1 protein-coding gene is annotated in these 16,027 nt (G+C 46.8%); it reads left to right on the top strand.

Features of this window, described 5'->3' with window-relative positions:
• Positions 1-376 precede the first annotated feature (376 nt).
• The gene (locus AC1DFM_RS14585; RefSeq protein WP_477077467.1) at positions 377-15,946 is read left to right on the top strand and encodes an Ig-like domain-containing protein; all 15,570 of its coding nucleotides are present in this window, start codon (positions 377-379) and stop codon (positions 15,944-15,946) included.
• The last annotated feature ends 81 nt before the right edge of the window (positions 15,947-16,027 follow it).

Below are 16,027 nucleotides of genomic sequence, written 5' to 3'. Positions count from 1 at the left end.
CCAGCAAAGGTTCCTAAATATTTATTCGGCAGGCAAAAAAAAAATAGTCAATCGGAGTGCGAGCCGGCGCTCCAAACTGCTCAGTTCCCCAAAAGATGGCAAATCGAAAAGTCGAATGAATGAAATGAACAGAAAATATTGAGATTGAACAAAGTGAACTGCCAAAATGGAATGAACAAAAAGAGCCTTCAATAAACCACCCCTTCAATATACATTCGTACCGTTTTCTGTAACATTATTTTAACAAATACGCAAGGAAGTATACTTTTTATCAACCAGTATCCTTTCCCCAAGACATTCCTAACCTGCCTGCCTCCAATAGAGTTTTGTTGTATCGCAATAAAACTGAACAATTTTTATTCAAATATTTGATGCTATGCATTCAAAAGCTACTCCTAATAGCCCTTTTACTGCTCTCTTTTCTCTCCCTCACCCAAAGGGAACGGCTACTGCTAAAACCAGCTTCGCCTATATCTGTTTCAGCGCCGGTTCACTGGCCTGGAAAAGTCTGCTGGTATTGCTCCTACTATTTGGTATAAGCGCTAAGGAGGGCTGGGCGCAAACATATGTTACGCGCGTCTACGCTAATAGTCAGGCCAACCAGGCCAGTGGGGTTTGCCTTCTTTGTAGTGTGACTAATCCCGCGCAGGCAGTGGATGGCAATTTGAACACAGCATCAACTATCAATACAGTGGTAGCGGCTTTGGGCGCTACAGAATATCAGGAGTTGATTTTTCCAGCCGCGGTTACCAATAATACCCCGGCAATCGTTAAAATAGGCGCCTCTGGTGCACTTGGCAACATCGTGTCATTGAACCTATTGGGAGGAATATATATACAAGCCTTTAACGGGGCCACTCCTGTAGGTGCCAAAGCATTTGCCAATCAATCAGTACTGAGCCTCCTCGCCAGTGGCAACCAGGCAGAAATATTTCTGACTGCTCCCGGTGGAACATATGATCGTGTAAGGGTAACCGTAGATGGTGGTTTGGCGGGCATTGCAGGCAGCATCGATGTATATGCTGCTTATTACAATGTACCCGCTGTCGGCACAATCGCCTGTGATAAAGCCATCGACGTATTATATGGCGTAACCGGTTCTGTTGGCGCATTAGGAAGCGTTACCACTCCGGCATTGGCAGGCGATGGTATCGTTTCTCCTACCAACTATGCTACACTGAATAGCACCGTTGGTCTGCTGAACAGTAGTGCAGAAGTAACTGCCGTATTCCCTGGTCTTTCCAAACTCGGCGACTCTGTACGCGTTATTGCATCAGTCCCTTCTTCCCTGTTAACACTACAAGTACTTGGCTCCATTAAAGTCACTACTTATAATGGCCCCAACGTAGTAGATAATATCGTTGGTTCCAGTGGGTTACTAAACCTCACTTTATTGAGCGATGGTAGTGGCCTGCAATCACTGAGCTTCCAGGCTTCTGCTCCGTTTGATCGTGTGGAAGTAAGTTTAGGAGCAGTCGTCGCGGGTGCCCTTTCGTCTATACGAGTCCATGAAATACAACGATTCCCGGCAGGACCGGCAACAGGTGGCAGCGCATTGCGAACTACCTGCTTAAATAATGCGATTACGTTAAACATCAGTAGCCCTGATGCTGGGCTTACTTATACCTGGTACGACTCAACGCAAACTACAGTAGTGGGCGGTGGTACCAGCTTTAATCCTCCGGTGACTGCCATCGGAACTTTCCGCTATTATGTGTCCGCTAAAAGACTGAACTGTTCTACAGAATCAGCTAAGACACTGGTAACGGTAAAAGTGAATAATTTTGCAACAGCCGCTGATATCACGGTGCCAGCTAATACAACTGCCTGTACCAGTGATACCGTTAAGCTGACGCCTACTTCTACTACCGCTAATCTAAAACCGGTATTTAAATGGTATAAAGATGCTACTAAAACTACCGCCATTACTAATGGTTTGGTAGAAGGCTCCGTGAAATATACTATTGATACTACCGGTAAATTATCTATTACCGGTCTTGCTGTAGGTACTTACCATTATTTTGTAAGTGTTACAGATAGTAACCATTGTGAAAATGCAGCGAACGCTCTCGCACAGGCAACCGTAACAATAGGTGCCGGCCCTGCTCCTGCTTCTGTGGCTCCGGCATTTTCTGTTCCTACCGGTCAGACAGTAACCCTTACTGCCGCTCCGGTTGCCGGCTCCACTATAGTTTGGTATAGTGATACAACACTCGCTTCTATCGGTACCGGTACATCCTTCCAGGTAGGTCCATTCAGCACTCCAGGTACTTATACCTTCTATGCTGGTGTAAAAACTGCCAGTGGATGCGAATCATATCGTGTACCTGTAGTAGTAACTGTTACCGGCCCGGTTACAACAACTGGTTGTAACGTGCCTACCAGCCAGCTAACCGGTACTACACTGGGTTGCGTTTTATGTAGTGTTGATAACCCTACTAATGATATTGATGCAAATCCAACCAACTTTACCCAGCTGAATCTTCCGGTGGGACTGTTGGGCGGATCGGTTTATCAGCAATTGATATTCCCTGCCGTTGGAGCTGCAACAGATAGTATCCGGATAGACCTGGGTACATCTGCTCCTCTTGCCAACGTAAGTTTGCTCGGTGGTACCATTATTACTATTGCCAATGGTACTACTGTGGTAAGAAGAGATACCCTCTCACAAATTCTTACCCTGCGCCTGTTGAGCAGTAACCGTTACTCCGTAAGTATTCCGGCTACGGGTCCTTATGATCGAGTACAGATCCTGATGACCGGTACCGTGAATTTGCTGAATGCATTGCAGATATATGGTGTACGCGCTGTGGGTGCAAATCCAACCATTAATCCGGCCGGATTCTCTACCTGCGTAGGATCTACTGCAACATTATCTGTGACGCCTGCTCCAGGAACAAGCGTATTGTGGTTTGCAGATTCTACCACTACTACCTCACTCAGCAATCAGGCTACTTATACTACTACCACACTGAATACACCTGGTAAGGTAACTTACTACGTACAAGTGGTAGACGGTACATGTAACAACCCTGAAAGAATTCCGGTAGTTGTTACTGTAAATGCACTGGGTACTCCTGCAGACATTACGCTGCCAGATACTACCACTACTTGTGGTAGCGCCGCTGCAGTGCTCACGCCAACAGCAACTGGTGTAACTACCCCTGTATTTAAATGGTATGCTAATGCCAACAAAACTTCTCCGATTATTAACGGAACAGTAATTGGTACTGCTACCTTTACAATAGATACCACTGGTAAACTCAGTGTTGTTGGATTAGCCCCAGGTGACTATACTTATTATGCCAGCGTATCCGGTACCAACCGTTGTGAAAACGCGGCAGGTAGTCTGAAATCAGCCACTATTAAAGTAGTAGGTTCACCAGCACCTCCGGCATTGATACAAACTTATACGGTTACCACTGGCCTGCCACTCACACTGGTAGCATCTCCAGCTCCTKGTGCTACTGTAGTATGGTACAGTGATACTACCCTGGCGCCTATTGGTCGCGGTAGTTCTTTTACACTGCCTCCATTCACTACACCAGGTGTATACAAATATTTTGCTGGCGACAGCATTGGAGGTGGTTGCCTTTCTAACCGCTTGCTGGTAACAATCACCGTAACTGGTCCGGTAATTCCAACCAGTTGTAATGTACCTACCAGCCAGGTAACCGGAACCACTTTAGGTTGCGTACTGTGTAGCGTAACTAATCCAACCAACGATATCGATGCAGATCCAACCAACTTCACCCACTTGAATATACCAGTAGGTTTACTGGGTGGCTCTGTATTCCAGCAGTTGGTATTCCCAGCAACTGGGGCAAGTACAGATAGCATCCGCTTCGACCTGGCTTCTCCGGGTGGATTGGCTGATGTAGCAGTATTGGGTGGTGCACAGATTACGGTATATAATAATAACACCGTGGTTAGCACACACACCTTGTCACAATTACTCACATTAAGATTACTCGGCGGTACCCGTTATACTGCTACAGTAGCAGCAGGTGGCGCTTATAACAAGGTAGAAGTAAAACTCACCGGTGTTGTCAATCTGCTGAACTCTCTGGATATTTATAATGTACGTGCAGTAGGTGCTAATCCAACAATTGCTGCCGGCCCTGTAACAGTATGTGCTGGCCAGCCAGCCACGCTGACCGCTACTCCGGCTGCAGGTACTACTATACAGTGGTATAAAGATTCTACTGGTGGCGCTTCTCTGAGCAATCAACCTACTTATACAACAGACAGCCTGAAAACAGCTGGTACTGTTACTTATTACGTCCAGGTGTTAGATGGCACTTGTGCAAACCCTGAACGTATACCTGTTAACATCACAGTAACCCCACTCGGCTCACCAGCTGATATTACAGTGGCTGATACCACAACTGTATGCGGAAGCGCTACTGCATTACTCTCTCCAACTGCAGCAGGCGTAACTACTCCGGTATTCAAATGGTATGCAAACGCTAACAAAACAACGCCGATTACAAACGGTGCTGTAATAGGTGGCGCTACCTTCACCATTGATGCAGCAGGTAATCTGCGCGTTACTGGTCTTACTCCAGGTAACCATACTTATTATGTAAGCGTATCCGGTACTAATCGTTGTGAAAATGCAGCAGGTGACCTGAAAGCAGCTACTATCAAAGTAACCAATGCACCGGCTCCGCCAACATTGGTACAAACATATACCGTAACAACAGGCTTACCACTTACACTGGTAGCTTCCCCTGCCCCAGGTACTACTGTGGTATGGTACAGTGATACTACCAAAGCTTCCATTGGCAGTGGTAGTTCTATCACGCTACCTCCATTCACTACACCAGGTGTGTACAACTATTATGCTGGCGACAGTATAGTTGGTGGATGTCTTTCTAATCGCTTACTGGTAACCATTACTGTAACTGGTCCGGTAATCCCAACCAGTTGTAATGTACCTACCAGCCAGGTAACCGGAACTACTTTGGGTTGCGTATTGTGTAGCGTATTTAATCCAACTAATGATATCGATGCAGATGCCACCAACTTTACCCGCCTGAATATACCGGTAGGTTTACTGGGTGGTTCTGTATTCCAGCAACTGGTATTCCCAACTAACGGAGTAGGTACTGATAGTATCCGCTTTGATCTGGCTTCTCCAGGTGGTTTGGCTGATGTATCCTTACTGGGTGGCGCACAGATTACTGTGTATAATAATAACACCGTAGTTAGCACACATACATTATCTCAATTACTCACCTTAAGATTACTTGGCGGTACCCGTTACACCGCTACAATAGCAGCAGGTGGCGCCTTCAACAAGGTAGAAGTAAAACTCACCGGTGTTGTCAATCTGCTGAACTCTCTGGATATTTATAATGTGCGTGTGGTTGGTGCTAATCCAACCATTACAGCTAACAATGTAACAGTATGTGCTGGTCAACCAGCTACCCTCACTGCTACTCCTGCAGCCGGTACTACTGTACAATGGTATAAAGATTCTACCGGTGGTGCTTCACTGAGCAATCAGCCTACTTATACTACCGACAGTCTGAAAACAGCAGGTACCTTTACTTACTACGTACAGGTAGTAGATGGCACTTGTCCAAATCCTGAACGTATACCAGTAACCGTTACTGTAAACCCACTGGGCTCTCCAGCGGATATTACATTGGCAGATACCACTGCTGTATGTGGCGCCGGAACAGCGTCTCTGGCTCCAACTGCTACAGGCGTAACAGCACCAGTATTCAAATGGTATGCAAATGCAAACAGAACAACCCCGATTATTAATGGTACCGTAATAGGTGGTGCTACCTTCTCTATCGATGCAGCTGGTAAACTGACTGTAACCGGACTTGCAGCAGGTAACCACACTTATTATGTAAGTGTATCTGGTACTAACCGTTGTGAAAATGCAGTTGGTAATCTGAAAGCAGCTACTATCAAAGTAACTACGGCGCCAGCTCCACCAACACTGGTACAAACATATACTGTAACAACAGGTTTACCACTTACGCTCGTAGCTTCCCCTGCTGCAGGCGCTACTGTGGTATGGTATAGTGATACTACCAAAGCTTCTATTGGCAGTGGTAGTTCTATCACATTGCCTCCATTCACTACACCAGGTGTGTACAACTATTATGCTGGCGACAGTGTAGCCGGCGGATGTCTTTCTAACCGCTTACTGGTAACCATTACAGTAACTGGTCCGGTAATCCCAACCAGTTGTAATGTACCTACCAGCCAGGTAACCGGAACTACTTTGGGTTGCATACTGTGTAGTGTATTTAATCCAACCAATGATATCGATGCAGATGCCACCAACTTCACCCGCCTGAATATACCGGTAGGTTTACTGGGTGGTTCTGTATTCCAGCAACTGGTATTCCCAACTAACGGAGTAGGCACCGATAGCATCCGCTTCGATCTGGCTTCTCCAGGTGGTTTGGCTGATGTATCCTTACTGGGTGGCGCACAGATTACTGTATATAATAATAACACAGTAGTCAGCACACATACATTGTCTCAATTACTCACCTTAAGATTACTAGGCGGTACCCGTTACACCGCTACAATAGCAGCAGGTGGTGCCTTCAACAAGGTAGAAGTAAAACTCACCGGTGTAGCTAATCTGCTGAACTCACTGGATATTTATAATGTACGTGCGGTAGGACCAAATCCAACAATTACAGCTAACAATGTAACAGTATGTGCTGGTCAACCAGCTACCCTCACTGCTACTCCTGCAGCCGGTACTACTGTACAATGGTATAAAGATTCTACTGGTGGTGCTTCTCTGAGCAACCAGCCTACTTATACCACAGACACGCTGAAAACAGGAGGTACCTTTACTTACTACGTACAGGTAGTAGATGGTACCTGTCCAAATCCAGAACGTATACCAGTAACCGTTACTGTAAACCCACTGGGCTCACCAGCTGATATTACTGTAACAGATACTACTGCTACCTGCGGCGGAAGTGCAGCCACATTGGTTCCAACTGCTACGGGTGTAACAGCACCAGTATTTAAATGGTATGCAAATGCAAACAAAACAAGTCCAATTGTAAATGGCACTGTAATAGGTGGTGCAACCTTCACTATAGATGCTGCAGGTAAACTCACTGTTACCGGCTTAACACAAGGTGCACATACTTACTATGTAAGTGTATCCGGTAGCAACCGTTGTGAAAATGCAGCAGGTAATCTGAAACCAGCTACTATCAATGTAACTGGTGCACCAGCTCCGCCTACAGTTGTACAGAATTACACTGTTACCACAGGATTGCCACTTACCATAGTGGCATCTCCTGCCCCAGGTGCTACCGTAGTTTGGTACAGTGATACTACCAAGGCGGCCATTGCTACAGGTAATTCTATTACATTACCTCCATTTACAAATCCAGGTGTATATACTTATTATGCAGGCGATAGTTTGGCAGGTGGCTGTTTATCCAGCCGTCTGCCAATTACCATTACAGTAACTGGTCCGGTAATCCCAACCAGCTGTAATGTACCTACCAGCCAGGTAACCGGAACCACTTTAGGTTGCGTGCTGTGTAGCGTATTTAATCCAACTAATGACATCGACTCTGTCAACACTAACTTCACCCGCCTCAATATACCAGTAGGTTTATTGGGTGGTTCCGTATTCCAGCAATTAATCTTCCCTGCTACTGGTGCATCATCAGATAGTATCAGATTGGATCTGGCTTCTCCAGGTGGCTTGGCAGATGTATCATTGCTGGGCGGCTCAGTGATAACAGTTTATAATAATAATACGGTAGTGAGCACCCATACTTTATCTCAGCTGCTTACCTTAAGATTGCTGGGTGGTACCCGTTATACTGCTACTATAGCAGCCGGCGGCGCTTACAATAAAGTAGAGGTGAAACTCACCGGTGTGGCTAATCTGTTGAACTCTCTGGATATTTATAGTGTACGCGCTCTGGTAGCCGAGCCAACAATTACCACTAAGAACGTGACTGTTTGCGCTGGTCAACCTGCTGTATTAACTGCTACACCTGCAGCCGGTACTACTGTACGCTGGTATGCAGATTCTACTACGCTGGTTATACTCAGCACACAAAACAGCTTTACAACAGATACACTTAAAACAGCTGGCACATTCTTATACTACGCACAGGCGGTAGGTGCAAATGGCTGTGCTAATCCTGATCGTATACCGGTTACCGTTACTGTTAATCCGGTAAGCAAAGCAGGTGATATCACAGTGGCAGATACCACTATTGCCTGCACCAGCAATCCTGCAGTGATTACACCAACAGCAACTGGTGTTACTGCACCGATGTTCAAATGGTATAAGGATGCAAACAAAACTGCACCAATTACAAATGGCCTGATAAATGGCACTGTGAAATATGCAGTGGATAGTGCAACCGGTAAACTTACTATTACTGGTCTTACTGCCGGTAACTACACTTACTATGTAAGCGTATCAGGTACTGGTCAATGTGAAAACCCTGCTGGCGCGCTGAAAGCAGCCACCGTACAGGTCGTAACTGCACCTGCATCTCCAGTGGTAACCGGTGATGTAGTAGTACAAACCGGTGTGAAAGCGACGCTGAATGCTACACCAGTAGTAGGTGGTAACGCTACCATTGTATGGTATAGCGATTCCACAAGTACTACTCCAATAGGTTCCGGCGCTTCTATCCAGGTAGGACCGTTCAATAATCCAGGTACATATACCTACTTCGCAGCTATACAAATTACAGGCGCCTGCTCTTCTGCACGCGTACCTGTACATGTGGTGGTAACAGGACCAGTAATCCCATCTCCGGATTGTAATGTGCCAACCAGCCAGAACTCCGGTACTACCCTCGGTTGTGTATTGTGTAGCGTAAATGGACCTACTAACGACATCGACAGCGTTCAGACTAACTTCACCAGATTGTCTATTCCTGTTGGATTACTGGGTGGATCAGTTTATCAACAACTGATATTCCCGAACCCAGGTAAGGCAACAGATAGTATCCAGATCCGTCTGGCTACCCCTGTAGGCCTGGCTGATGTAAGCCTGTTGGGTGGTACACTGATTTCACTGTACAACAACAACACGCTTGTGAAAGCAGATACCTTATCACGTCTGCTTACTTTACGCTTGCTCCAGGGACAGCAGTTTACTGCAACTATCACAGCACCTGCTGCTTACGATCGCGTAGAAGTAAGATTAACGGGTGTGTTAAATCTGTTGAATTCAATAGATATCTATGGTGCCCGGATCTTCTATCCTAAACCAGTGGTAAATACAACGAATGCAAGTGTTTGCATCAACAATAAAGCAACACTTTCTGTAACTCCGGCAGCAGGTACCTCTGTACGCTGGTATGCTGACTCAACCAGCACTACCGTATTAAGCACACAGGCAACTTATACTACGGATACGCTGAAAACAGCAGGAAAAATAACTTACTATGTTGCCGTACTGGGTGGACCTAATAACTGTCCAAACCCTGAACGTGTACCGGTAAGCGTTACAGTATCTCCTGCTCCGGCAGTACCAGGTGCTCCGGCTACCGTTAATATCTGCCCAGGCTCTGATGCACTGTTGCAGGTAACTAATCCGGATCATAAACTCACTTATAACTGGTACAATGTTGCCACAGGTGGCACTAAGCTGAATACAGACAGTGGTTTCGTATTCAAGGTGCCAGCAGTAATGAGAGATACAACATTCTATGTAGAAGCAGTAAGCAGCTGTGGTGCGGCGTCTCCAAGACAAGCCATCAGTATTGTACTTTCTTCTTCATTGAGTGCACCAGTTGTATCACCAAATCCAGATACAGTGGCTATTGGTACACAAGCAGTACTCACTGCTACTTCCAATGCCGCTAATGTGGTATTCAAATGGTATGGCAGTCAGGCAGGCAACGATAGCCTGTTTACAGGTCAGATCTTCGCACCAGCCACGCAGAATACATTAGGATCTGTTACTTATTGGGTAGAAGCTTCCCTCACTGGTGGTACTACTTGTAAGTCAATCAGGGTACCTGTAATAGTGGTATATGGCCCAACAGGTCCTCGTCAGGGAGTACCTTGCGAAGGCGCTTCTTCTCAAACTATCGGCGGTAGCGGATTGCTGATACTGGGTAATGTATATAACCCTGCCCTAGCAGTGGACAATGATGCAAACACGGCATCTTCCCTGGTAATCAACCTGGGTGCACTGAATGCACAGGTATGGCAGAGAGCTAAATTCAATGGCATATCCGGTGCGGGTGATACGGTAAGAGTATTACTGTCTAACCCAAGTCAGGTATTGTCTGTAGGATTACTGGGTGGTGTGCAGTTAACCACTTATAATGGTAACACACCAGGTGATTCTGTAGCCATCAATAACCCGCTGATTAAACTGACACTCCTGAGCAGTGGTAAACAAGCGATCGTTGAATTCGTACCAACGAAAGCATTTGACGCGATAGAAGTGAAACTGAAATCAGGTATTGCAGGAGCATTAACAACAATAGACTTTAACTACGCACAACGTGCCCTGGTAGCACCAACAGTACAGGCCGCACAGGTAACCGTTTGCGCAGGAAATACTGCTACACTGAATGTACAGAATCCGGTAACAGGAGTTACTTATCGCTGGTACAACAGTAACGGTATTTATCTCACTGGTAAAGACGGAGCATCCTTCACAACTGGTGCGCTCACCCAGGACACTACCTTCTATGTGGAAGCATCCAGAAATGGTTGCGTAAGCAAAGGACGTGCAAGGGTTGATGTAAAAGTAACCGCGGCACCAACAGCGCCACAGGTACAAGCTGCTAACGTAGATGTATGCGCTGGCTCTGATGCAGTACTGGCAGTAGTGAACCCTGTAAAAGGATACACTTATGGATGGTACAACGTGGCACAAGGTGGCGCTAAACTGAATACCGACAGTGGCTTCACTTATAAAGTAGTGAACGTTACCACTAAGGTCATTTACTATGTGGAAGCTATAAATGATAGCTGTCATACAGTATCTGCTACAAGAACAGCCGTAACTGTTAACACAGCTGCTGCATTGGCTCCTCCAACTGTAACACCAACAACAGATACAGTGGTAGCAGGTCAGCAACCAGTATTCAGGGCAAGCGCAGCTACTGCAAATGCACAATTCTACTGGTTCGCTACGCAAACAGGTACTGATACCCTGTTCAAGGGATCTACCTTTGCGCCGCCTGCCTCTAATGTATTAGGAACTATTACTTACTGGGTAGAAGCCGCCCTGCCGGGAGCAGCTACCTGTAAGTCAGCAAGAGTGGCTGTGAACGCACTCACCGTAAGTGGTAACCTGGATCTGGTGCCTTGCGAAGGCGCAACTGGTCAAACGATCGGCGGATCTGGTCTGCTCATACTGGGTAATGTTTACAACCCTGCGCTGGCAGTAGATAATAATAAGAATACCGCATCTTCTCTGGTAATTAACCTCGGAGCAATCAATGCCAGTGTGTTTGAAAAAGCTACATTCAATGGCTTGTCTACACCAGGCGATACCGTGAGAGTGATGCTGTCTAATCCAGGTCAGGTGCTTTCTGCCGCAGTACTTGCGAGCGTACAACTGACTACATACAATGGTAATACCGCGGGCGACTCCGTAGTAGTATCTAATCCGCTGATCCATTTCGAACTGCTCAGCGGTAGCAGAGGTGCAGTACTGTCATTCGTTCCAACGAAAGCATTCGATGCAGTAGAAGTGAAACTGAAATCAGGCATCTTAGGTGCGCTGACAGCGGTAGACTTCAACTACGCACAACGTGCTATCGTACAACCGACCGTACAGGCTACCAACGCTACTATCTGTAAAGGAAAACAAGCTACACTCAACGTAGTGAACCCTGCTCAGGGTGTAGTATACAGCTGGTACAACAGTGCGGGTAACCACTTGCTTGATAGTATCGCATTCGTAACACCAACTACCCTGGATTCAGGTACTTATACTTACTATGTAAGAGCTACCAGGAATGGTTGTACGGGAGCTGCTTCTGCACCTGTAATGGTAACAGTGAAAGGAATACCATCAGTACCAGTGCCGGTAAATAACAACGTATCTACTTGTCTGAATACACCTGTAACCCTCAGCGTAAAAGCTGTGACCGGTGTTCAGTTCAACTGGTACGATGCAGCAACCGGTGGAGCTATACTGTTCGCAAACAGTAACACATACACTACTCCAGCCAATCTGCAGGCAGGTACTTATAACTTCTATGTAGAAGCCGTGAATGCAGGTAACTGCACCAACGATAGCGGACGCGTGAAGATCACCCTGACAGTAGACAGCGCATCCACAGCAGCCGACATTCAGGCAGCTGACCAGGTAGTCTGCGCAGGCGGTGTGGCAGTATTAACGCCAACCAGCACCACTGTTCAGAACCCAGTGTTCAAATGGTATGCAAACCCTGATAAAACAGGCCCAATCACACAGGGAGTAAGTGCTGCCGGTGTATTGACCATCTCAGGCCTGGCTACCGGAACATACACCTACTATGTAAGTGTAAGCAATGCTGGCAAGTGTGAAAATGCTGCCGGTGCACTGAAAGCAGTGAAAGTAACAGTAAATGCAAACGCAACAGCAGCAGACATCATACTGGCAGATTCAACGATCTGTGCAAACAGTACCGTGAAACTGACTGCTACCAGCACAACTGTAACCAACCCTGTCTTCAAATGGTATAAAGACGCAGCACTCACTACATTGCTGTTTACTGGTCCATCATATACCACCGGACAAATCACCGCTACTACTTCTTACTATGTGACAGTAGAAGGTGCTAACAAGTGCGCTAACACAGCCGCCAATGCGAAAGTGGTAACAGTAACTGTACGTGACGTACCAGTACCAATCATATCCGCTTCTGCTATCAGCATCTGTGTGGGTGATACTACAACCTTAACTGTTCAAAATGCAGATAATACGCTCACTTACCGCTGGTACAATGCGGCAATAGGTGGCACATTATTATTCACCGGACCAGTGTATGAGGTGAAAGGCCTTACCACATCAACAGACTTCTACGCAGAAGCATCTGCCGGTGCATGTACCAGTGCTACCAGAACCAAAGTATCCATAGGCGTAGGTGTAGCACCAACTCCGATCCTGGAATCTAATAATGTAACAGTTTGTCAGGGTGGAACAGCGGTATTGAAGGTGACTTCTTCCGTAAATAACATCACTTACAAATGGTACACTCAGGCTACAGGCGGTACCGCAATATTCACAGGTCCGATTTATACTACCGGAACCATCAATGCTAATACTACCTTCTATGTAGAAGCAATTGGTGATACTTCGAAATGTGGTAAGCCATCTGCACGCGCCGCCGCGAAAGTAACCGTGGTGCCAGTGCCGGGAGCTCCAACCCTGGTAAGCAATAACGTACAGGGTTGTATCGGTCAGCCAGCTTCACTGGCCATCCAAAACCCTGCTGCAGGTACTACCTACCAATGGTTCAACGCAGCTACCGGAGGTACATTAGTATTCGAAGGACCAGTATTTAATATCACTGCGCTGGATAGCACCGTCACCTATTATGTACAGGCATTGGTAAATGGAGGCTGCCCAAGCGCCACCAGAACCAGCGGTACCATCAAGGTGAACAGTATACCAACCGCACCGGTTATTACTTCTTCTTCCCTGTTCGTTTGTCAGGGCGGAAGCGTAACACTGGCCATTAAAGATCCGGTGCCAGGTACTACCTACCGCTGGTTTGATGCTGCCGCTGCCGGTAACCTCCTGTTCACAGGCACCAGCTTTACTACCGGTGCACTGAATGCGAATACTGATTTCTATGCAGAAGCCAGCAATGGTAACTGTAGCAGCACGCAAAGAACCAAGGTTTCCATAGGCGTAGGACAAGCACCAACACCAATACTGGAATCTAATGCAGTAACCACTTGTCAGGGTACTTCAGCTACACTCCGTGTAACTTCAGCCACCAATGGTATCATCTACAAATGGTATACTCAGGCAGCCGGTGGTACTGCAGTATTCACAGGCCCAATATTTACAACAGATCCGCTGAATACCAGCATGGACTTCTGGGTAGAGGCTACCGGTACTACAGGTCAATGTGGTAACCCATCCGCAAGAGTGAAAGCTACCGTAACTGTGGTAGTAGCACCAAATGCACCGGATGTGGTAGCATCTTCTCTCAAAACATGTGCAGGTACAGGCGTTACCGTAGCAGTGAAAACTATACAGCCTAATATTACCTACCAATGGTATGATGCGGCTACAAATGGATCATTGCTCTTTACCGGTCCTGTTTACAGCGTACCAGTAGTAACACAGAATACCACTTATTATGTACAGGCTAACCTGGGCAGTGGTTGCTCCAGCTCTACCAGAACTGCGGTGAGCGTATCTGTTGATCCGGCTCCGCCAATTCCAACAGTAGACCTGGATAATGTAGTCACCTGCATAGGCGGTACTGCTACATTTACTATCACTAATCCTGATCCTGCTATGACTTACCGCTGGTTCGATGCACCGTCTAACGGAACACTGCTGGCTACCGGTAACGCATATACTACCGCACCACTCGCACAAACAACTGTCTTCTACCTGGAAGCATTGAATGGCGCAGGATGTAGCAGTGCACGTAAAGGATTAACCGCAACAGTAGTAAGCACCATAGATGCACCACTGGCAGATCCGATCACCGTATGTAGCGGTCAAACAGGAGTGCTGACAGTGAAGAACAAACAAGCTGGTGTGATCTATAAATGGTATACTTCACTCGTAGGTGGTACGGCAGTATTCACTGGTGGCGACTTTACTATCAAGCCAACATCGAATACCGTATACTACCTGGAATCTTCTACCAGTGGTGGTTGTGTAAGCGCCAGCAGAACACAGGTAAATGTATCCGTGAATCCGTCACCATCAGCACCGGCTGTTGCAAATGCAACCCTGCAGGCTTGCCCTGGTCAAACGGTAACACTCAATGCACTCAACCCTGATCCTGCGCTTACTTACCAATGGTTCACCAGCGCAGTAGGTGGTACACCAGTAGCTAACGGAGCAACATATGTTACACCTCCGGTAAATGCAAATCAGATGTACTATCTGCAGGCAACCAACAGCAACGGCTGTTCAAGCCCAACACGCACCGCAGTAAGCGTACTCGCTACTCCGGCACCTGGTAAACCAACTGTAACAGGTAACGATGCTGGTGTATGCCCTGGTAAAACAGCTACCCTCATCGCAGCTTCAACAACTGCAGGTGTAGACTTCCGCTGGTACACCCTCGCTACAGGTGGAACGCCAATATATACCGGCGCCACATTTGTAACGCCAGCGCTGAATAACAACACCACTTATTATGTGGAAGCATTTACCACCGGTGGCTGTATCAGTGCAGGTCAGAGAACAATAGTAGAAGTTGACATCGCACAACCACTGCCAGCGCCAGTAGTTACTGTGGATAACACCACCGCTACTACAATTACCTTCCGCTGGGCACCGATAACCGGAGCACAACGTTATGAAGTAACACTCGACAACGGTGTCACCTTCATCGCACCAAGTTCCGGCGCAAATGGTACAACGCATACGGTAACAGGCTTACAACCTAACCAGAGCGCAACCATACAGGTAAGAGCAATCGGCGCTTCCGACTGTGAAACCAGTGCATTGTCTACTGCCGTTACAGGTAAAACAACTAATCCTCAAGGCAATAACATCTTTGTACCGAACCTCTTCAGCCCGAATGGAGACGGTGTAAATGATATCGAGTATGTGTACTCAACAGCTATTGCACAAATGGAATTCAGGATTTACAACCAGTGGGGTCAATTGGTATTCACATCCAAAGATCAACGTCAGGGATGGGATGGTACCATGAGTGGTCAGAAACAACCAGTAGGCGTTTACGTATACATCCTGAAAGCTACTATGCAGGACGGCACTGTAATCACGAAGAAAGGTAACGTAACACTCATGAGATAATGATGCTTCATCAGCGTAATATAAAGTCAATCATAAAACCGGGGTGCAACTATGCATCCCGGTTTATCCAGAAAATGCTAA

The sequence above is a fragment of the Chitinophaga sp. 05T412 genome (assembly GCF_056396465.1).
The sequence above is the reverse complement of the archived record's forward strand: the minus strand, read 5'-3'. Positions and strand labels throughout refer to the sequence as shown.